Source organism: Flavobacterium foetidum, from assembly GCF_004634245.1.
GTDB classification, from domain to species: Bacteria; Bacteroidota; Bacteroidia; order Flavobacteriales; family Flavobacteriaceae; genus Flavobacterium; species Flavobacterium foetidum.
Genome location: NZ_SJTF01000006.1, coordinates 145,998 through 168,455, shown reverse-complemented (window position 1 = coordinate 168,455; position 22,458 = coordinate 145,998). Strand labels below are relative to the sequence as shown.

The following is a 22,458-nucleotide window of genomic DNA, read 5'->3' as shown; positions in this document are numbered from 1 at the left end:
TGTTTGTTTTATATTGATAATTAGAAATTAGTGTTTACCTTTTTAGAACGATCTGCAATGTGCGAAATCAACCAAGTAACTTGTCCTTCTTTTACAAAATAAACTTTCTTTGAAGCTAAATTCGGAATGCTTTCTAACAGCGAAACCAAGATGTTATTTGCCGAAATTAGATATTTCTGATCGTAAGTGCTCAAAACTCTAGCGGCTTCTTTATTGTTTTTGGCCAGCGAATTGTACTTGCTGAAATTGTTTTTCAGAATCGCATCGTAATTGATGACGTCTTCTAAGGTTAAGGTCACGTAATGTTCTTTTACATTTTCGTTATAATACAAAGTCGCAAAAGCCCAAACAGCTCCTCCAGATAAATAGATTTTGTCTTTTTTCTGTAAAAGCGGATTAGAATCCAGCATTTCCTTAATCTTTTTACGAAGGATTTCGTTGTAATTAAAAGACTTTTCCTGAAAGGTCGACATATCATTAATCTGGCTCTGGTTTACAACTGTTTTTTGTACTGCATCTGTAAGCGTCATAGTACCAAAATCAAGTTCTAGCGGAATGAATTCAAGCTTGTTGTCTGGCTCATCGATATAACCGCCTTTTGTAGTTTGTGCTCCGATATCAAGCAAAAGGGCACTAGCATAATCAACCGGCGGAATAGCACCTTTTACTAATGTTTTCGCTTCTTCGTCAACATTCATAACTTCAAAGCTTTTGTTGGTAAGCGTCGTTATTCTGTTTTTCAGGGCATCAATATTTCGTGCAGACGCAAAAACAGGAGCGGCAACGATAATAATATTTTCTTCTAGAATCTTGAATTCTTCTCTAATTCTCTTCAGCTGATCAACAACTACAGCACTAATTTTGTTGATGTCTTCCTGAGGAAGCTCACCTTTTGCGGCTATGTGTTCGGCAAAATTTACTCTGTCTGTAGCAAAAGATAGAATTTTGTAATCGGCTTTTTTGATATTATTCACCTCTAAAACCGAAATTTTAATGGCTCTACGCCCGATTTCGATTCCGGCATAAACATTTTTTTGAGAAAAGGAATTAATAGAAAAAATTAAATTTAAAAGAATAAAAATTAGAACTTGGGGTTTGTTTTTTTTAAGCATTATTTTTAATTGTGGTATTAATAAAATTTGATACGCCTTAAAACGGTCATTATCAATTTAAAGTATGTGAAGTGAAAAATTAATTTGAGGTTGCAAATTTATAAAAACAGATACGAATATGAAATCTGAGACCAGTAAAATCGGGTTATCAAATCATTAAATCGCTTGTGAAAAATAGATTTGTTTTCTTTGCGGTTTGTCGGAAATAATGAAATTTAACATGCCTCCTAAATTATATTAAACAAATGAATAAAAGGATTGTAATACTTCTAGTGTTTTGTGTTGTAGGCTGTAATAATGAGAAAACAACACTTTCTGAAAAAATTAATAAAAAAACTTCAGAAAAGTTCGATTTAGTGCTAAAGGGAATCGGAAGGAAAATAGGTTTTTAAAAGTTTCAAAGTTGTTTCGTAAACGGGCTTTTGTCTTGTTTCGGCCAGCAGCAAAGCCAAAAAGCTCATGATTAAGATGTCTTTTGGTCCGTTTTGTGCGGCAATAATAAAATCTTCAATCGAATTTTGAAATTTTGCTGTCTTAATAATTTCGGGTTTCAGTACATACTGCTCTACAAACGACAGGTAATGCACAACGCGTTCTTCGTTTACCGTTAAAAGATATTTTTTGTAGCGTCGTTTAAAACTTTTTATTCGAGACAAAGCCAATTCGATGTTTTCCTGTTGTACATTCAATAATATTTCGACCAGACATTTTTTTATGGTCCAATCCAGACTCATTTTTTTTTCATACCAGCTATCTGTATGGTTCAGTTTTGCCATTTCTTTTGCAGCATTGCGCACGGCATTTTGCTGAATGTAAAAAACAATCAGCATAAGACGAATGTCATTGTGGTCTCCTGGATCTGTTTTTTTATTTGAGCTTAAAGTTTTTTCGGCGATTTCTATTGCTTTTTGAGGATTTCCAAGATAATTTTCATTAAAAGCCAACAGTAAAAAATACCTCAAACAGAAACGCTGATAGTATTTTCCAGATTGTTTCTGCATTTCCGAAAACATCGAATGTAAATAGGATAACGACTCGGCAAACGCTCCATTCCTAAAATAAAAATTGGCTATAAAATAAAGTATGTAAATGTGGTAATATAAATGTTTATCTCTTAACTCTGTTTTTTTGCTTATAAACCTATAGCTTTTAACCACAAAAGGTTGTATAAGCGAATAATTGTTGTTTATAGAAGCATATTCATTGGCGATAAACAGTATTTGATAGAGCGATTTAAAGGTTAAACCCTGTTTTAGTGATATTCCGTAAGTTTCAATAGTATTTTTTATAAGTGCCTGAAAATCGACTATACGTCCTTCATGATAGATAGCAGCCAGTTCGCGACGCAGTACTGCATAGCCGAGATTGAGCTGTTCTTCGTATTCCAGCTTTTTTTTATTGGCTTTGAATTTCTGAATTGTTTTTTCAATAGGCTGCGACAGATTAAAATGTGCGAACTGCAATTGGGTGCGGTAGATTTCGTTGAGAAGACTAAAATGCTCAATTCCGATTGCGATTTCTTCGGCTTTTGCCAAGCATTTAAAAGCGGTCTTTTCAAGTTTATGTTCAAAAAACAAACGGCTTACTACAATTAGACGCAATATTGCATTTTCTTGAGAAGTATCATTTTCAAAACTTCGATTAGCCATGAACTCAATCATGTTATCGTACAGTCTTTTTCTAAGAGCATGATACGCATCTGCACTTTTTTTGTCTTTATAATTCTTTTCTTTAAACTTTATATCGTCAGTTTTTAAAGAATTGAATAATTGTATATTGCTGGTATCTTTACGTTTGTTTTTTTTGGATAAATACTGTACGAATGCCCTTTTTTCGTTTTCATTCATTATATCCGATAGCTCTTCAAGTGCATTCATAAGGATTTTTTTGAAGTGTAAAAATAGTAAAATGAATTTTTATATCGTCAGTTTTTTAGATAAATTGATTTTTCCAGCTCCTGTATCAGCCTGATATTTGCCTCATAATTCTAAAACATAAAAAATTATGGAACCGCTAAAACCAAATGAATCAAACAACAATTCAGAATCAAAAAATGCAAGATTTACCAATGCATATCCTCTAAAACCGAGTGCCGCTTTCGTTGGCGCATCTTGGATGACATTAATTATCGGAATGACTTCGTACTGTATCGGTCTTTACAATTCTGATATGGCCTATAATGAAAAAGGGTATTATTTTACAATTCTCCTTTTCGGATTATTCTCTGTCATATCTGTACAAAAAAGTGTTCGAGACAGGCTAGAAGGCATACCCGTAACCGATTTGTATTACAGCATAAGCTGGTTCAGCACAATAGCTTCTGTAGCACTGCTGATAATTGGTCTTTGGAATGCCGATTTGCTCTTAAGCGAAAAAGGCTTTTTCGGAATGTCGTTTGTACTAGGATTGTTTTCTGCTCTGGCTGTACAAAAAAATACCCGAGACCTCAAACAATTTGAATCTGCTGTATAACTCTTTAGCGGGCCTCATTACTGTCGCAAATTGCGCAGTTTTGAGGTTTTTTCAACTTTAATCCGAATGATTATGAAATCGAAATACAAATCGTTTATTTACACTATTGGTGTGCTGTTTTTTGCAACTGGCGTTTTGAATATGAGTAGCTGGATGTATATATGTACAAAGCACACTGATTTTGAAGAAACCAAGAAGGCTTATCTCGGTCTTTTTCCCGAATTTCTACAGAATGCTTTTTTGTTAACTGCCATCACTATATTGCTGTTTGCAATAGCTGCATTCATTTTTTACAAATCTAAAAATGCGGGATATTTAAAAAAGACGTCACAAATTTTGATGGTATTCTCTTCAATTTTGTGCGGATGGAATATTTTTTCTTTGATGTAAAATCAAGAAAAGCTTCAGAGAAATCCGAAGCTTTTCTTTTTTAGAAATCCAATTGTCACTCAAATCCGTTTCCGAAACGGTAGTTCAAAACGAGACCGAAAGTATCGGGAAGCACGATTTTTTCCATTGATTTGCTGTAGGTAAAAATCAATCTCGAATTTCTGCCCATATGAAAACCAGCCAATAGGTTTAAATGATTTGAGGTTCGGTAGCCTCCGCCAAGCTCGATTTTATTCTTGTAGTTGATCAAGAGATTCAAATCTGCCTGAAATGGAGCTCCTTCAATATATTTTGCCATAAAACTCGGCGTAATTACGATATCTTCAAACCTATCTGTAAAAAGTCTATAACCAAAATAACCATAATAGACATTTTTTAAATTGGTATTGTTTTTATTGTTAAAGGTGCTGCTCAAGACATTTGGTGCAGACAAACCCAAATAAATACGATTTCGGCTGTACAAAAAACCGATTCCGAGAGTTGGGGTAAAGCTGTCTATGTTTTCCTGAAATTCTGGGTCATTATCTATTCCGAGCTTGGTGAGGTTTTCATTATAAAGCTGCGCTCCAGCTGTTATTCCAAACGAAACAACATTTGGATTGTACGACCACCATCTTCCTTGATTGTAATCGTCAAAAAAAATCTTATACGAATACGAAGCAAAAAAGTTAGTCGTATAGGTTACGCCAATCTGGTTATGCGCGATACCGCCAGCCAATCCCATTTTTTCGGAATTGCTTGGGGTATTAAAAGTAAAATCTGCGTTTCTCGGACTTCCTTCAACCGAATTAAAATATCCGTTTGCGGTTAGAACAAGATCACCATTTTCGTAATAGCCAGCATGAGCCGGATTTATTAGTACAGTATTGTAATTATAACTCGAGAAAACAGGCGTCTGCTGCGCTGAAATGTTGTCTGAGAACAAAGCAGCACTAATCAGTATAAAAACTGCATTTATTTTATTTGTCATGAATTAACGTTTTAAAACTACGTATCCTTTTAGTTTCTTGAAATGATGAGGTTTGTCGACATTGATTTCGAAGAAATAAGTTCCTTCTGGCAATTCATCGGCACCAAGGTTTCGTTTTCTGTTGGCTATACCAGTAAAAACATTTGTAGTATTGTTGTAGCCTTTTGTCTGAAAAACCAAATCTCCCCAGCTGTTGTAAATAGAAACTACGTTTTCAGGATGCTTTTCTATTCCGTCAATATTCCAAAAGTCATTAATGCCATCGTTGTTAGGAGAAAAACCATATTTCGTTTTATCCTCATCGTCTGTCGGAACTACGTTTATCGTAACAGAATCTTCTGCCTCGCAACCATTTTTGTTTTTAAAACGAACGGTATAAGTAGTGGTTTCCAGAGGCGTAACGGTTGGGTTAAATACCAGATTGTTATTCATATAGATTGAAGGTTTCCATTCAAAAGTTCCGCTGCTCGTTGCAATTCCCAATAAATCTACAGATTGGCCTTTTTCGATTTGCAAATCATCTCCAGCGTCGACAAGAACTATTTCAGCATTCACTAAAAAACGGCACGATGCGGTATTGTTGCTTTTGTCCGACGCTTTGATTTCTACAGTCATTCCGTCAACAAAAGCACTTCCCGCAACAGGATGCTGCGTAATTGTCGGATTCAGATCCTTGTTGTCTGTTACGGTCACCAGTTTGGTGTAATCCGGAATCGTCTTGGTGGAGCAATCCAGATTTTGGTCGCTCAGGCAAGTGATTTTTGGCGCTTCGGCATCGGGAACGATGTTCTGATTTATTTTGAATGAACAGCTTTCGGTATTTCCCGATGCGTCTTTTGCCGTGATAGCAACGGTCATTCCGTCCGTAAAGGCAGTTCCTGGAGCTGGATTTTGCGTTACGGATGGCGATGCATCGCAGTTGTCGGAAACAGTCACCAGTTTTGTGTAATCGGGCAAAACGGCTCCAGAAGATAGAGTCTGATTTCCGATGCAGGTGATTACCGGTTTTGCAGCATCCGTGGAAGCGTTGATTTTAAAACTGCATTCGGCGCTGTTGCCTGATGCGTCTTTGGCGGTAATGGTTACAGTCATTCCGTCAACAAAAGCACTTCCTGCTGCAGGATGCTGCATAATTGTCGGATTCAGATCCTTGTTGTCTGTTACGGTCACCAGTCTGGTGTAATCCGGAATCGTCTTGGTGGAGCAATCCAGATTTTGGTCGCTCAGGCAAGTGATTTTTGGCGCTTCGGCATCGGGAACGATGTTCTGATTTATTTTGAACGAACAGCTTTCGGTATTTCCCGATGCGTCTTTTACTGTGATCGCAACGGTCATTCCATTCGTAAAGGCAGTTCCCGCAGCAGGATTTTGCGTTACGATTGGCGATGCATCGCAGTTGTCGGAAACAGTCACCAGTTTTGTATAATCGGGCAAAACGGCTCCAGACGATAAGGTCTGATTTCCGATGCAGGTGATTACCGGTTTTGCAGCATCCGCGGAAGCGTTGATTTTAAAACTGCATTCGGCGCTGTTGCCTGATGCGTCTTTGGCGGTGATCGTAACGGTCATTCCGTCAACAAAAGCACTTCCCGCAACAGGATGCTGCGTAATTGTCGGATTCAGATCCTTGTTGTCTGTTACGGTCACCAGTTTGGTGTAATCCGGAATTGTCTTGGTGGAGCAATCCAGATTTTGGTCGTTCAGGCAGGTGATTTTCGGGGCTTCGGTATCGGGAACGATGTTCTGATTTATTTTGAACGAACAGCTTTCGGTATTTCCAGATGCGTCTTTTGCCGTGATCGTAACGGTCATTCCGTCCGTAAAGGCAGTTCCCGGAGCAGGATGCTGCGTTATAATCGGCGATGCGTCGCAGTTGTCGGAAACAGTCACCAGTTTTGTATAATCGGGCAAAACGGCTCCAGAAGATAGAGTCTGATTTCCGATGCAGGTGATTACCGGTTTTGCAGCATCCGCGGAAGCGTTGATTTTAAAACTGCATTCGGCGCTGTTGCCTGATGCGTCTTTGGCGGTGATCGTAACGGTCATTCCGTCAACAAAAGCACTTCCCGCAACAGGATGCTGCGTAATTGTCGGATTCAGATCCTTGTTGTCTGTTACGGTCACCAGTTTGGTGTAATCCGGAATCGTCTTGGTGGAGCAATCCAGATTTTGGTCGTTCAGGCAAGTGATTTTTGGCGCTTCGGTATCGGGAACAATGTTCTGATTTATTTTGAACGAACAGCTTTCGGTATTTCCCGATGCGTCTTTTGCCGTGATCGTAACGGTCATTCCGTCCGTAAAGGCAGTTCCCGGAGCAGGATGCTGCGTTATAATCGGCGATGCGTCGCAGTTGTCGGAAACAGTCACCAGTTTTGTATAATCGGGCAAAACGGCTCCAGAAGATAGAGTCTGATTTCCGATGCAGGTGATTACCGGTTTTGCAGCATCCGCGGAAGCGTTGATTTTAAAACTGCATTCGGCGCTGTTGCCTGATGCGTCTTTGGCGGTGATCGTAACGGTCATTCCGTCAACAAAAGCACTTCCCGCAACAGGATGCTGCGTAATTGTCGGATTCAGATCCTTGTTGTCTGTTACGGTCACCAGTTTGGTGTAATCCGGAATTGTCTTGGTGGAGCAATCCAGATTTTGGTCGCTCAGACAAGTGATTTTTGGCGCTTCGGTATCTGCATTGGATACTATTTTGAATTCGCAAGTTTGCGTGTTTCCGCTTGCGTCTACAGCAGTGATTTTTACCTGCTGTTCGGTGCCAGAAAAGATTGTTCCTGGCTCGGGAATTTGCGTAATAACAGGATTGGCGTCACAATTGTCAGTTACTGAAACTGTTTTTGTATAATCTGGTATTGGGCTTCCAGAGGCGAGAACTGCATTTGAAGGGCAGTCCTTAAATACTGGTTTTTCTTTATCGCTTGCGTTTCTTCCGAAAACTATGTAAGCTTCACCCGGATTTGTATTTACTTTGAAATTCGAGTGCGATGAATCAAATCCTCTTCCCATAATGATATCGGCTAATCCGTCATTGTTAACATCTCCGGCATAAGCAATATCGGTTTTCCCACCATAGCCTACGGCAACTTCCAATGCTTTTTCAGAACCAAGCGTTGCTGGCCATTCTTTTTTTCCAGTAAATACCAGTATCGTATTAAATGAACTGAGAAAAGCAAAATCATCAATTCCATCGCCATTAAAATCTCCTACATTTGTAAATTTTCCGTCACTCATATAGCTGATTTTAAAACCATTTTTTCCGTCAAGATTGTTTAAATCGACTGTAGAAGTAAATGACGATCGTCCGAATAGAACGTATTCATTGCTAATTGCAATATCTTGAAATCCGTCGCCATTAATGTCTCCCGCATTTCTTATTGGAGTGTAAGTATTTAGAGTAGTAACAGAATCTTCTAATAAAAACCCGTTGGTTCCATTTAGCATATTGATGCTCAAATTTGCGGGAAAATTAGAAGAACGGCCAAAAATTACATACTTGTATTTTTGTTCAGAACTATTATAACTGTTAAGGGCAAAATCGGCAATACCGTCTCCGTTTACATCTCCGAGTCCGAATACTTTTCCTCCTAATTTTCCAATGCCTGTACTGCCGGAAATAGTGAATCCATTAGTTCCATTTAAATCGCCTATTTTTAGTAGAGGGGCAAAACCGTTACGTTTTCCATAAACTACATAACATTCTCCATTTTCTACATCTGGCCTAGATCGCATAATGGCAATATCATCTATTCCGTCTCCATTTATGTCTTTCAAAGACGAAATGCCTCCTCCTAATCCTGTATTTCTTGATTTTCCGGAAATAGCAAAACCATTTGTTCCATTTAAACTAGAAATATTAAGATTTGGGCTAAAACCTGATTTCTTTCCAAAAATTACAAAGACATAACCAGCATAAGTGTTGTCAGGAGAATCCCGTTGATGATCGCTTATCATAAAATCATCTATACCGTCTCCATTGATATCGCCAGCCGTGCTGACATTGTATCCAAAAGGCGAGTGCCTAGTGTCTGATTTGTCATCTCTTACTGCAAAGCCGTTGGTTCCATCCAGTAATCCTAAATCGATATGTGGAGGAAATCCTGACGATTTTCCAAATACAACATACGCAGCACCAGCAATCGCTCTGTATTTTTTAGCATTTCCGTACATGGTGCTGTAGCCACCAAGTGCTCCGATTATAAAATCTGAAATCCCGTCACCGTTTATATCTCCAGCATTGTTGACACTAAAACCAGCTTCTCTTGTAAGCTGTTCGCCATAAATTTTAAAACCTTGTGCCCCGTTAAAATTAGCGACCGCAATTTGCGTGGCATTACAATTTACCGATTGGGAATCTTTTTTCAGTTTTACAGTAAACGAACATGAGCTTGATGCTCCTGAATTATCTGTTGCTGTAATGGTAACCTTTGTATCTGCAGTAAAAAGAGTTCCGTGCGGAGGGTCTTGAGTAAAAATTAAATCAAGATCGTCGGTATAATCATCTGTTACATCAGTCAGAAACGATACATAGTTTGGCAGTCTAGAGCCTGCAAATAATTCCTCATTTGTTGGACAAGATAGTACTGGCGGTAAGGTAGTTCCTGATAAGATTATTTTGAATGAACAAGTCGATGAATTGCCAGATTGGTCTCTTGCCGTAATGGTAACCGTTTCACCATCGGCTGCCGCGGTTCCCGCCACAGGAGTTTGTGTTATTACGGGTGCAGGGTCGCAGTTGTCTGTTACAGTAACCATCGAAACGTAATTGGGTAAAACACTGCCAGGGCTGAGGTTCTGGTTTCCGATACAGGAAATGACTGGCTTCACCGTATCAGGATTTCGATATACTGTAAAAGACTGTGAGTAAGTGTTTCCAGAAGCATCTTTTATCGTAAGGGTCACAGCCATCTCTGGTACAAATGGAGAACCAGGTGCGGGAGTCTGTACAATAGATGGATTAGGATCGCATGATTCGGTTATAATTACTACTTTAGAATAATCAGGCAACATATCGCCACATGATAAATATTGGGAGTTCATATAACTAAAATAAGGACTTGTTGTGTCTGGATTTACCTTTACTGGAATAGTAAGTGATGATTTGTTTCCGCTGTCATCTATAGCAGTTAAAGTGACATTTACAGTTCCTGCCTTCACAATAGTTCCGGGTTCGGGAGTTTGTGTGATTTTTATATCTGAGCTGCATTTGTCTACGGCAATTGCAGCAGGGCCATAAAACGGTAGCGTGGCACCACAATCCAATGTATGTTGGTAGGTAGGATTTGATAAGTAAAATTCAGGTGCTACGGTATCAGGCGCGAATGTTATATTAAAATTGCATGTCGAACTGTTTCCAGAAGCATCTGTTGCAGTAACTGTTACTGGCATACCCGCTGTCAAAGCAGTAAATGCGTTTGGTGTCTGCGTTATTTTTGGCCTTGGGTCACAATTGTCTTTTATCTTTAAGATAGAACTGAAATCAGGCAAATACTTGCTTTCGCATGGTATGGTAACAGTAGAAGAGCATTCGATGACAGGAGGGACAGTGTCACTTCCGTAATTTACCTTAAAATAACAGGCCGGAGTGCTGTTTCCTGAAGCATCTCTTGCCGAAATCCATACTTCCATTCCGGGCACAAAAGGGCTTCCGGGAGCAGGTACCTGCTGAATTTCTGGCGAGGGATCACAATCATCTTTTGCATTAAACAAAGGCCCGTAATCGGGAAGAAGATTGCCGCAAGATAAAATTTGATCTCCGATACAGGTGTATGTTGGCGCCCTCACATCACGTCTTCCATCGATTACCACACTGCACGAAATGCTGTTGCCTGATGAATCGGTAGAAGTAAGTACCACTGTCATTCCAGGTGTAAATGGCGTTCCGGGTGCAGGACTTTGTGTTACTTTCGGATTCAAATCGCATCCTGTGTTGTATAAAAGGGAGGTGTAATCTTTTAAAAGACCACATTCCTGATTTTGATTGGCAGGACAAGTCGAATTTACAATTATGCTGCAGGTAGAGGTGTTGCCTGAAGGATCTGATGCTGCAAATACAACCGTCATTCCAGGTGTAAATTGCGTTCCTGCGGCCGGACTTTGTATTATTTTTACAGTGCTATCACAGTTGTCTGTAGCTCTAACCAAATAAGTGAAATCTTTTAACGAACTGCAATTTTGAGTTTGATTTCCAGGGCAGGATGTTATTACAGGAGGTGTTACATCATTTAAGGCATTTACAACAAAAGTGCAGGTCGTTCGGTTGTAATCTTTATCGGTGGCAGTCAGCTGGATGCTCATGCCGCTTCTAAAAGAGGTTCCCGGTAAAGGATTTTGGGTGATGGTAACAGCTCCTCCACAATCATCTGATGCCGAAGCAAGTTTAGTATAATCTGGAAGTGTAGAACCGCAAGCCAAAGTCTGATTTGGGAGACAATTTAAAACAGGAGGAACATTATCAAATGCCTGCCTCACATTAAAACTGCAACTATTGGTGTTTCCAGATGGATCTGTAGCAGTCATGGTTACGAGCATATTATCGACAAATGCACTTCCGGGTGGAGGCGATTGTGAAATTGTAACCAGCCCTCCACAATTGTCAGAAGCAGTAACAGTAGCTCTATAATCGGGAAGGGCAGCGCCACAGGGCACTCTATCCGGAAAAGAATTACAACGTATTTCTGGTTTCGTAGTATCAGGTTTGTCTAATCTTACGACAAAATCGCAGGAAGATTTGTTTCCGGCCATATCCATATATTCAATATGCACCGGAATGCCATCATAAAACAATGTTCCTGCTGGAGGTGTCATGGTATGGGTGATATAGGCATCTTCGGTGCAGTTATCGCTCATATTGAGCATGCTCAAAGTAGGATAGTATGGCAGTTTTGAACCGCAGCTTAAACGTGCATTTGTCGGGCAGGTAAACGTCGGAGGCTGCACATCAGGAACCGTAGACCTAATCGTGATTTCGCATTCACTTTTATTTCCCGATGGATCAGTAGCCGTAAAAACCACTTTCATTCCGTCGTAGAAATCAGAATTTCTGCCGGGAGTCTGTGTGATTATAATTTCTCCTCCGCTATTGTCCCTAACCGTCAGTAAGTGAAAATAATTGTCAATTTTGCCGCCACAGGGAACTTTTTGGTCAGGAGGACAAATGATAGTGGGCGGTTCTGTATCTGCAGCTTTTTTAGCCGTTTTTGCAGAAGTATTCGAAACAGCATTAAGCGAATTGTCTGAAGGAACAGACGCAATTACAGAGGTATCGGTTGTTTTTTTTTCGGGGCTTCTTTGCTGGCTGTGCAAACTGCTTAAGCCCGATAGCAATATAAAAATGATGTGAAACCATTTTTTTGGTAGCGTAATTTTTAAATTTCCCATTACAGTCTATATGTTTTGAAGCAAAAATAGATTGTGAAGAAATTTCAAACATCACTATAAATAATGATTTAGCTGTAGCCTTGCATTGAAGTAAAAAGATGAAATAAGCACAAATTAAAAAAGCTCCAGATTTCTCTGAAGCTTTGTGTTTGTAGTCCGTGGGGGAATCGAACCCCCCTTACCAGGATGAAAACCTGGCGTCCTAACCGATAGACGAACGGACCTGCTTTGCTATTGCGGGTGCAAAAGTGCAATTATTTTTGGAATGTGCAAAAGAATTCAGGAAAAAGTTTTCTGGAATTTCTTATCAAGGAGCATTTTTATTGATGAGTTTTACCAAATAAAATTAATTAAGAAACACGTATTTGTTTGATTAATAAATGTTTGTTTGAATCGAAAAGAATGCGAAAAAGGACGTTTTATTTGAATAATAAATTTTAAGCAAAAGTGAAGTTTTTGATTTTTGAAAGAATATTCTTTTAAGATTTTGTTCTGTTTTGCCTAGATAGTCTCGCCATAAATTTTACTAGTATCAAGAAGGTACAAGTAAGACCGCAAGCCAATCAGTAAATGGCTGTAGTTTTAGATGCGAATAGTTTAATTTTGTGGTTAACCCGTTAGGTGAAATTATTTTTTTTCAATTCTATTAAATCAGCTTAGATATAAAGCTGTCTTAATCTGTTTGAATCTGCGTGAAAAATTTATAAGCAAAAGGATTTCACACAGATTTTAGCAGATCAAATTAGATTTTAATTCTTGAATGAAGCTATTTTATTCTATTTCACCCAACGGGTTTCAAACAGTAAATCGGTTTAAGAAATGTTTTTCAAGAAATTCAAAAGCTTAATTTCTTTTTTGATTATTCTTATCATAAAAAATCCGAAAACCAATAAAAAAATATAACCGCTTAATAGAATGTAAAGATAAAATCCTCTTGAGAAATTGGCTTTAAAAACAGGTAAAAGCAAGGTAAAACCAGCGGTATAAGTCGCATAAATGATGGGAGTGAGGATGTAATGTATTTTTTTTCTCCATTCGTAAAATCGATGTGCCAGTTTGCTGTATTCCATCAAATTAACATCGGTATTTAGGTTCTCTAATTTTTTTGCGCTGATCCATTCAAGGGCGATGCGAACAAGAAGCATTATGATCATAACGCATAATCCAAAACTAAATAATGTTTGTTTATACGCGCCTACCCAAATGTAATAAGAGATTAATATTATTGAGGTTAAACCTAAAATCGCTTTGGTCCAAAAATGGCTACGTTTAATTTTTTTGGTATGTTCCTCTGCTTTTTTGATGATTGCAGCGGCTGTTGGTTTTGTATCAGATTCTTTCTGCTGATTCCAGATATTTTGTAATTCGTCAAATGTTTTCATTTTGTACGCATTGAGTTAAACTTTTTTTGATTCGGTGGATTCTGACACGAAGGGTTTCTTCGGTTATCCCGATTACTTCTGATATTTCCTGATATTCTACGCCGTCTAAAGTCATTAAGATTATCATTTTGTTTGTTTCTTCAAGCTTTTGTATGCATTGATACATCTGTTGAAGCCGCTCGTCTTTTTCGCTCGAATAGTTTTCGGAAACAGCCTGGGGCAAGACATCTGTCCTGATTTCCTTTTTGGAAGATGATTTTCTTAAATAAAGAAGGCAAGTGTTTACGGCAATCCTGTAGATCCAGGTGCTGATGCTCGAGTCATTTCGAAAAGTGTCTAATTTCTCCCAGACTTTGATAAAGATTTCCTGAGCTGCATCAGAAGCCAATTCAGAATCTCCACAAAAATAACCTTTGCACAAACGAAATACTTTATCGTAATGTTTGTTGTATATCTCGTTAAATTGTTCTTTGCTGGCCACTTTATTATAATTCTGATGTAACTTTTTCCATAAACCACTCTGGCTGATCGTACATTACAAAATGTGCTGATTTTGCCGCGTAATGGATTTTTACAGATGGCAGATTTTCGTACTGAGCTTTATAGGTGTTCTGCACCGTATTTAAATCTGGATTTGTTGCGGCTAAAATTACGACTGGAATCTTAATTTTGGCGATTTCTTTTCTCAGGTCTAAGTTAAGCATATCGATGTAACCGTAAACATACGTTTTTCTGTCGGCAATGCTCATCCATTCATTGATTGATTGTTGTTTTTCTTTGTTCAGGCACATAAATGAAGTCGATTGTGAATTCATTGCATTAAAAGACTTTTGGTCCATAGCCAGCATCATTTTGCTCTGCGGATTATCATACGGAATCGTTTCTCCTTTGTAGTTTGGAATCATTAAAGCTGCACTTGCCGGCAAGGCATCAACTAAAATTATTTTTTTGAATAAATCAGTTTCTTCAGACGCCAGCCACAAACTTAAAGTTCCTCCGAGACTATGACCGATTAAGGTCGCGTTTTTCAGCTTTTTAGTTTTTACATAAGAAATGACCTGATTTTTTATAGTAGACAACCAAGGACTTTCAATTGGAGGAACATTTCCAAATCCAGCAAAAGTAAAAATGTGGCATTCATGATTTTTAGAAAGTTCGGCCACCGTTTCGTTCCACACTTCTCCCGTACAGCCAAAACCAGGGAATAACAGGACAGGAGCTCCTTTTCCTTTAACATCTACCTTAAAGGCAGTTTGAGAAAAAACAGCTTGTGAAATGAGAAGGATGAATGCAATAATTAAAATAGATTTCGTTTTCATAAGATTTAATTTTTTAAGGTTTACCTTTTGATACAGTGCTATTGTAATTGTTACCTCAAAAAAGTATATTTTTTGAAATTATTTTTATAAATATTATTTTGTGTCTGATAAACAGTGGTTTAGTGGAGCGAAAAGAAGCCTATTTTTGTTTTCTGAGAATTAAATGAAAGAAACAAATTCACTATTTAGCTTTCATTTTTGGTCGCAGCCTCAAAATAAAGTTCAGGCAAAATTATTTTGATTTCAGAAGTTCCTTCTTTAAGCCAATACAATATGAAATTCACATTTACACTTTTTAATTCATAGTGTCTAGATCTCATTTCGTCAATTTTTTTAAGGAGTAGTTTTGAAAATTTCAAAACAGATTGGCCATTTGAATTTAAGCATTCGTCACCCGTAAAATGTAATTGTTCCCCAGAAGTTAATTGTGAAATTAAATCCTGTCTGTTGATAAAATAGTCTAACCAGATGTCTCTAAAAGTGGCATGTACAGCAATTTTATCGGGAGCGATGTAAGTTTCAAAATCGTTTTTTTGTTCGAGGTTTTCGGCAGTCAAATGATTGAGATAGTCTGCATTTAGATGAATAGTTAGATTACGTTTAGCTCTGGTCATAGCTACGTACAATTGCCGTTTGGCTTCATCTGCAGCAACATTCAAATTCTCCAGCAATAAAAATATCGTATCAAATTCTTTACCTTTTGCTTTGTGAATGGTCGATACAAAAATGGTTTCGCCGTTTTCATTATAGAAATCTTCCAATTTTGATTCCCGGACTAAAACTTCTAAATCAGATTTGTACTTTTTATGAGGATTAGTGGCTTCAAAATCTTTGATGATATTCAGGCAAATCTCCAATTTATTGCTGTTGCGAAAAGTATTGATTAACTCTCGCTTGGCGTGGTCCCAAACCTCGTCGCTTATCGTGAAAACAGTGTCATCTACATCTACTTTATCGAGTAAAAAACGAACTTCAATAAGATTGCATAAACTAAATTCGTCGTTAGATTGTATAATTTTTGCTTTGATGCCGTTTTTTAAAAGTAAGCCTGTAACTTTTACAGCTTCTTCGTTTGTCTTTGTGAGCACACAGGTAGTTCCAGAAAAATCGGTGTTGACTATATCAGTTACCAATGGTGTGATAAGATTATTGCTTTGATACTTAACAACTTTTATTTTTCCGTTATCGGTTTGATTCGCAATGATAGGCGTTTCTTTTAGTCTATGTCTAATTTGCCTAACAAATTCATTCGTAAAGGCAACCAGATTACTTTTACTGCGGTAATTTTCTACCAATTCATGTTTTATAGCCTTGTTATCATAAATAAACTGTTCCAGATATTTAGAACTTGCTCCTCTAAACTCATAAATATTTTGGTCGTCATCTCCCACAGCAATAACCCTCATTTCTTCATTCTGTTCCATCAATGCATTAACAAGAGCAAACTCATCTGCATTCATGTCTTGGGCCTCGTCAATTACCAAAACAGTTTTGGTGATTTTATTAGGCTCGACGTCGCCGTTTTTAATTCTTTCGACAGTAAGCTTCAAAATATCGGTCGATTTTTCTAAGCTGCCGATTTTGCCTAATAGGTCAAAACAGTAAGAATGGAATGTCTTGATTTCAATAAAGTTTGCCGCATTGCCAATTAACTTCAACAAACGCTTTTTGAATTCGGTCGCTGCGCCCCTCGAAAAGGTCAGCATGAGTAATTGTTCGTGTTTGACATCTTCCATTAAAAGAAGCGATGCCAGTTTATGGACTAACACTTTTGTTTTTCCGCTTCCAGGACCTGCTGCCACGACGATATGCTGCGTTTCATTATCATTGATTATCTTCAATTGTGTAGGAGACAATTCTCCAAAAAGCTGTCTGAATTTTGCTGGTGTAATATTTCGCTTAATCTCATTCTGTCTGCTGCCTTTGAAATATTTGTTCAAAAACGATTCATAATTGAGCTGGAAATAATCTTCTACAAACTGAAGCGCATTTCTGTAATCGTTTATCATTCTTTGGGCATATTCGCCTACAATATGGATTTGCTGCACTTTGCTTTCGTAAAATTGGTTAAGCTTTTGATAATCATCTTTAGTATAGCGCTTTTTATTATCTTGTTCGGTGCGCTCAATGGTCAAGGCATTATACACCACAAGAAAACCGCCTTCTATCTTAATGGCTTCAATTCTTGAAAGATAAAACAGCGTATCCTCAATGTCGTAAATGCTAATTTCCTTTTTGAAAAGGCTGAAGCTATTCTCATATGCGTATTTGAGCTCATTTACTGAAAACTCAACCAAAATTTCATCTTTTTCAGTCTGACCTTTTACTGCCTCCGTGGTGGTTTTGTTATAAAAGAATTCAATAATAAACGCAGCGAGTTCATGGCGTTTTTCGAGTTTGTCTTTTAGAAGCTCTTTGCTTTGAAGGCAGAGTACCGCAATATGGTTTCTCGAATACTCCAAGTACTTTCTTTTAATCCAGTTTTTAATAGACCAAAAGTTGATTATCGTTTTTAGTTTATTGGTATTTATACCTTCACAGCCATTTTTTTCAGCTTCTTCATTCAATTCTTTTAAATGAAAATTACTTTCTTCTTCTTTGAAAGCCAGAAGTAAAAAGTTTTCTATTTTGCTATATGCCTCGACTATGGCAAGAGAACGGTTTTTATTGTCTGTATTCTTTATAAATGCAGTCAAATCTTTGGCATCGGCTAAGATGTTTTCTTCACGCAACAAGTTTATCACATTGATGACCTCTTCTTTTACAATCCCCAAATGGTCGCTAATATAATCCACTCTTGATTCGGCCGTTTCGCTATTGTCCTGTTTTCTGCTTTTACTAGAAAAGAGTTTTTTTATGATACGAATGCCTTGCTCTTTTTGGTTCTCCTCAAATTTTTTAGAAGCATTTATTTTGTTAATAGCTTCTTGCGCATTTTCAGACAAAATGCTGTTTGCAAATATCCTCGGCATATTTTGTCCGCGTTTTAGATATCCTGCATCTTCAAGCGCTGCAATTGCAGTAGTTACACGCGTTTCTATTTCTACAACATTATCATCCCAGCCAGCCTTTCGGGCAATTTCTAAAGCAGAATTAGATACTTTAGAACGAAATCTTGTAATGTTTTTTATCGCTTTCCAAACTTGCTGAATTTCTTTAATGGAAAGTTTGGTTTGATTAAGCAGAATAAAGTGTTTGCTGAGGTCTTCTTCGTTAAAAAGCACAAAACAATCTGCTGAGATATTTTCATCTCTTCCTGCGCGCCCGGCTTCTTGCACATAATTTTCAAGTGAATCTGAAATTTCATAATGAATGACCAAACCAACATCTTTTTTGTCTACGCCCATGCCAAATGCAGAAGTAGCCACCATAATTTGTGTTTCGCCGCTTAAAAAAGAATTCTGATTCTCGGTTTTGTCCTGCTTATCCATTTTTCCATGGTAAGGTTTTGCATTAAAACCGTCTTTGACTAATTGTTCAGAAAGTTTGTAAGCTTTGAGCGTTCTGGACACATAAATGATTGTCGGACAATTTTTCTCTTCAATGAGATTCCGTAAAGCCAAATATTTTTCTTCTTCATTTTGTTTTTCATACACTTTATACTGAAGGTTTGTCCTAGAAGCTTTAGACGAAAATACTTCAAGATCCAACGATAACTTACGGTTGAAATAATCTCGTATATCTTCAATCACTTTTTGTTTGGCAGTTGCGGTAAAGCACGAAACAGGTATGCCGTCTTCAAGGTTTTTCTTTTCCTGAATTTGTTTGATGAAATCGCCAATATACAGATAATCCACCCTAAAATCTTGTCCCCATGACGAAAAACAGTGGGCTTCATCAATTACAAAACGAGCTATTTTCCGGCCGAGAATTAGCTTTTCGATAGTCTTTGAACGCAATGATTCTGGAGAGATATAGAGAATAGAAGCAGAGCCGTCTTCAATTCTTTCCAAAGATTTGGCCCTTTCAATTGGGTCTAATAATCCGTTAAGTGTGACAGCTTCTGTTATTCCGTTTTTTTCAAGATTGTCTACTTGGTCTTTCATCAACGACTGAAGCGGAGAAATTACAACGGTCAAACCCTTAGAATTTTCAGCACTCATAAGCGCCGGAACCTGAAATGTAATTGATTTTCCGCCACCCGTTGGGAAAACCGCCAGAACCGATTTGTTGTTTACGGCCGCCTTGACTGCTTTTTCCTGAAGCGGTTCGCCACCATAAGTTCGATAGGAATCAAAACCAAAGAATTTTTTTAGTCCTTTGTGAATGTCCAAAGCCTGATTGCAATAATTACAGCCCGTTATACAGGGTTTACTTCTCAATAACAACATTATGCGCTCTACTTCGGGATAGTTCCTAAGAACCCATGGAGGCGTAATCGAGTGAACTTTTCTATGGACTATAAAAGAATTGATTAATGATAAGCAATAGGCCAATTCTATTGGATGTTCGGTAATTATTTTGGTTAAGTCAGACTGCTCGCAAATTTCTCCTCTGAACTTTTGTTTAATCTTTGCTTCTGCATCAGAATGGGTATTTCTATAATTTACAAACCGAAAAAAAGCTCCAAATTCTTTGGTATGCTGTAAGAGCAGATAAAATATATCTTTAAGCGTTTCCTCAATCTGCCAGAAAGCGGCGACTTCACTATTAAACAAATCTCGTGCTTTAACAGAATCGTTCAACGGATTATTTCTGTGTTCTGTTTGAAGTTTATCATCCTTGAGCAGCGCATGATAAGGATTTGTTGGAAATAATAACGGAGAAAGATACAAAGTATCGATTATGTTGAAAGGACTAATGCCGGCATCGTAGATCGCTTTTCCGATGTATTTTATATCGTGATTCAGAATATTGTGCCCGCAGATGTACTCACTCCCTTTCAAGAACTGGGTAAAATCTGCCACAGAAGTTCTATGGAAATGATTGCCGTTTTCCTTAGTGGCACCTATATCAAGGATTTTGCCTTTTGTAGGCTCGATTTCGGTGTCAATAAATGTAACTAATCGGGTACTATTTTGTTCCTCTATCAGCATTAAATTCAACGAGATTATGGTTTGGTTTGGCTATCTTAACTGTAAATCAATAAATGGTTAATAGCTAGGATGATAATATGCTAATTTAACATTTAATTCTTACAATTTAAAGTGTTTATCAGAAATCAGGTTTTTAGAGGCTTTTAGCATTACAAATCGCATTTATTCGCTTTTAATTCTATTCTTGAAAACATATTTTTCGTGAATAATTAGAAGTGACTCTAAGAAAAACTTTATAATTTAAAAGCGAATTCATATATTGTTCTGCTAAATTAACGATGCTCAAATATCAATTTTAAAAGAGCTGCCTTCAAAACGTAATCCAGCTCATTTTAATGCAAACCCTCTAGCTTATGAAAAATTCATTAATGCTCTTTATAGCATTCTTAGCTTTGACAGCCTGCTCAAAACATCAAGGAAAAAAAAATGTTGCGATTACAGGAATAGATTCCACATTACGACCGGGTGATGATTTTTTCAGATATGTAAATGGCAAATGGTATGATTCGGTATCAATTCCTGCCTCTCAAGCCGGAGTGGGCGCTTATATGTTTATGAATTTCCCGCAACGAATGAAACTGCAAGGAATATTAGACAGTATTTCAAAAAGCAACAATCCCAAAGGAAGTATAGCGCAAAAAGTAGGAGACTTTTATGCATCGGGTATGGACACTGTAACCATTAACAAACGCGGTTACGAGCCTATCAAACCTTTGCTTGCCAAAATTGAAGCAATCAACGATTTGCCTTCTCTAATGGATTTTGTGAGTAATGAAGTAAAAGCAGAAAATTATTCGATTATAGCTTTTGGCGTATCACCGGATCAAAAAAACAGCAGTATGAATATTGCTGAAATCTATCAAACAGGAGTAGGTTTGCCTGACAGGGATTATTATTTCAAATCAGATTCATCGACTGTTGCCATACAGAAAGCGTATAAAAAATACCTGGCATCATTGTTCCAATTAACAGGCAGCAATGCCGATGAAGCAAAAAAGAATGCTGATTTGGTTTACAGTATTGACAAACAAATAGCCGTTTCGCATAAAACCAAGGTCGAACTTCGAGATGTACAGGCAAATTACAATAAAATCGCTGTTACAAATCTCGTAAAAAGACATCCAAATATCGACTGGACTACTTTCTTAAAAAATGTAGGGGCCAAAACCGATTCTATCAATGTTTGCCAGCCTGCCTATTATGATGCTCTCAATAAGCTTTTGAAAACAATTCCGATTAATAATTGGAAAATTTACCTGAAAGCAAATTCTATAGAAAGATATGCGGAATATTTAAGCAAGCCTTTTGCAGATGCTTCATTTGAATATACTAAAGTGCTTTCTGGTCAAGCTGTTCAAAAATCGCGAGGCGAAAAAATGGCAAATGTGATTGACAATTATTTAGGCGAAGCGCTGGGCGAATTGTATGTAAAGAAATATTTTTCTGAAGATGCCAAAAAACGAATGCTGACTCTTGTGAATAATTTGCAGAAAGCTTATGCCAACAGAATTGATAAATTGGAATGGATGAGTCCTGTGACCAAACAAAAAGCCAAAGAAAAATTGTTTGCCATAACCAAGAAAATAGGATATCCGGATAAATGGAGAGATTACAGTAAGGTACAAATTGCTAGAAATACTTATTTTGAGAATGTGGTTTCGGCCTCTAAAGCTGCTTATCAATTTCAATTGGCAAAAGTGGGCAAAGCAGTCGATAGATCAGAATGGTACACTACAGTTCCAACAGTTACGGCCTATAATAATCCTACCGCAAATGAAATTGTTTTTCCTGCGGGAATTTTGCAGCCTCCGTATTTTGATAATAATGCCGATGATGCTCTTAATTATGGCGGTATCGGAATGGTGATAGGCCACGAAATAACGCATACTTTTGATGATCAAGGGGCGCAATATGACAAGGATGGCAACCTGAAAGACTGGTGGACAAAAGAAGATTATGCACAATTTAAGTCGAGAATACAGCAGGTTATCGATTTGTACAGCACCTATACTGTTTTGAATGATTTACACATTAATGGCGCAATGACGGTTGGCGAAAATACAGCCGATATTGCCGGAATCGCTGTTGCCTACGATGCTTTTAAAATGACCCAACAAGGAAAAGGAAATGAAAAAATTGACGGTTTTACCCCGGATCAACGCTTCTTTATTTCAATAGCCAAAATTTGGAGAGTAAAAATGAAAGACGAATTCCTTCGTTTATGGATTAACAATAACCCGCATTCTCCACCAAATTGGCGTGTAAATGGCCCTTTAATGAACACGACGCCATTTTATGATGCCTTTAATGTGAAACCTGGAGATAAAATGTTTTTACCGAAGAAAGATAGGATAACGATTTGGTAGTATAATTTGCCAAAATCTTCCCATG

Annotated in this window: 11 protein-coding genes and 1 tRNA gene; 3 read left to right on the top strand and 9 right to left on the bottom strand. The window is 37.6% G+C overall.

Annotated elements, in window-relative coordinates; genetic code table 11:
* Positions 1-20 precede the first annotated feature (20 nt).
* Positions 21-1,112: a Ppx/GppA phosphatase family protein gene (locus E0W73_RS09830; protein ID WP_135221901.1), complete on the bottom strand. Its 1,092-nt coding sequence runs from the start codon at positions 1,110-1,112 to the stop codon at positions 21-23.
* 359 nt (positions 1,113-1,471) lie between these two features.
* The gene (locus E0W73_RS09825; protein WP_135221900.1) at positions 1,472-2,989 is read right to left on the bottom strand and encodes a hypothetical protein; all 1,518 of its coding nucleotides are present in this window, start codon (positions 2,987-2,989) and stop codon (positions 1,472-1,474) included.
* Positions 2,990-3,116: 127 nt separating this feature from the next.
* On the opposite strand from E0W73_RS09825, the gene yiaA reads away from it, so the two are divergent.
* Together yiaA and E0W73_RS09815 are read left to right on the top strand one after the other, a co-directional pair.
* Positions 3,117-3,584 (top strand): inner membrane protein YiaA, encoded by a 468-nt coding sequence (yiaA, locus tag E0W73_RS09820; RefSeq protein WP_135221899.1) that lies wholly within the window; start codon positions 3,117-3,119, stop codon positions 3,582-3,584.
* A 72-nt stretch (positions 3,585-3,656) separates the two neighbouring features.
* Positions 3,657-3,974: a hypothetical protein gene (locus E0W73_RS09815; protein ID WP_135221898.1), complete on the top strand. Its 318-nt coding sequence runs from the start codon at positions 3,657-3,659 to the stop codon at positions 3,972-3,974.
* A 55-nt stretch (positions 3,975-4,029) separates the two neighbouring features.
* Here E0W73_RS09815 and E0W73_RS09810 read toward each other — a convergent pair whose 3' ends face one another.
* From E0W73_RS09810 to E0W73_RS09780, 7 genes are all read right to left on the bottom strand, one after another.
* Entirely contained in the window at positions 4,030-4,944 is a 915-nt protein-coding gene (locus tag E0W73_RS09810; protein WP_135221897.1) for a PorP/SprF family type IX secretion system membrane protein, read from the bottom strand.
* A gap of 3 nt (positions 4,945-4,947) precedes the next feature.
* On the bottom strand, positions 4,948-12,330 hold the full coding sequence (locus tag E0W73_RS09805; protein ID WP_135221896.1) for an HYR domain-containing protein: 7,383 nt from the start codon (positions 12,328-12,330) through the stop codon (positions 4,948-4,950).
* 152 nt (positions 12,331-12,482) lie between these two features.
* Positions 12,483-12,554: transfer RNA gene (locus tag E0W73_RS09800), tRNA-Glu, on the bottom strand.
* A gap of 588 nt (positions 12,555-13,142) precedes the next feature.
* Entirely contained in the window at positions 13,143-13,712 is a 570-nt protein-coding gene (locus E0W73_RS09795) for a hypothetical protein (RefSeq protein WP_135221895.1), read from the bottom strand.
* Positions 13,699-14,193 (bottom strand): RNA polymerase sigma factor, encoded by a 495-nt coding sequence (locus tag E0W73_RS09790; protein WP_135221894.1) that lies wholly within the window; start codon positions 14,191-14,193, stop codon positions 13,699-13,701. The genes E0W73_RS09795 and E0W73_RS09790 overlap by 14 nt, the downstream gene beginning before the upstream one ends.
* A 4-nt stretch (positions 14,194-14,197) precedes the next feature.
* A complete protein-coding gene (locus E0W73_RS09785) occupies positions 14,198-15,031 on the bottom strand; it encodes an alpha/beta fold hydrolase (protein ID WP_135221893.1) in 834 nt (277 codons plus the stop codon).
* 185 nt (positions 15,032-15,216) lie between these two features.
* On the bottom strand, positions 15,217-20,067 hold the full coding sequence (locus tag E0W73_RS09780; protein WP_135221892.1) for a RecQ family ATP-dependent DNA helicase: 4,851 nt from the start codon (positions 20,065-20,067) through the stop codon (positions 15,217-15,219).
* A 353-nt stretch (positions 20,068-20,420) separates the two neighbouring features.
* On the opposite strand from E0W73_RS09780, the gene E0W73_RS09775 reads away from it, so the two are divergent.
* The gene (locus E0W73_RS09775) at positions 20,421-22,433 is read left to right on the top strand and encodes a M13 family metallopeptidase (protein WP_135221891.1); all 2,013 of its coding nucleotides are present in this window, start codon (positions 20,421-20,423) and stop codon (positions 22,431-22,433) included.
* The last annotated feature ends 25 nt before the right edge of the window (positions 22,434-22,458 follow it).

Coding starts and splice junctions, on each gene's coding strand:
- E0W73_RS09815 (WP_135221898.1), top strand. CDS start 3,657: ATGAAATCGAAATACAAATCGTTTATTTACACTATTGGTGTGCTGTTT.
- E0W73_RS09805 (WP_135221896.1), bottom strand. CDS start 12,330: ATGGGAAATTTAAAAATTACGCTACCAAAAAAATGGTTTCACATCATT.
- E0W73_RS09825 (WP_135221900.1), bottom strand. CDS start 2,989: ATGAATGCACTTGAAGAGCTATCGGATATAATGAATGAAAACGAAAAA.
- E0W73_RS09830 (WP_135221901.1), bottom strand. CDS start 1,112: ATGCTTAAAAAAAACAAACCCCAAGTTCTAATTTTTATTCTTTTAAAT.
- E0W73_RS09795 (WP_135221895.1), bottom strand. CDS start 13,712: ATGAAAACATTTGACGAATTACAAAATATCTGGAATCAGCAGAAAGAA.
- E0W73_RS09780 (WP_135221892.1), bottom strand. CDS start 20,067: ATGCTGATAGAGGAACAAAATAGTACCCGATTAGTTACATTTATTGAC.
- E0W73_RS09775 (WP_135221891.1), top strand. CDS start 20,421: ATGAAAAATTCATTAATGCTCTTTATAGCATTCTTAGCTTTGACAGCC.
- E0W73_RS09785 (WP_135221893.1), bottom strand. CDS start 15,031: ATGAAAACGAAATCTATTTTAATTATTGCATTCATCCTTCTCATTTCA.
- yiaA (WP_135221899.1), top strand. CDS start 3,117: ATGGAACCGCTAAAACCAAATGAATCAAACAACAATTCAGAATCAAAA.
- E0W73_RS09810 (WP_135221897.1), bottom strand. CDS start 4,944: ATGACAAATAAAATAAATGCAGTTTTTATACTGATTAGTGCTGCTTTG.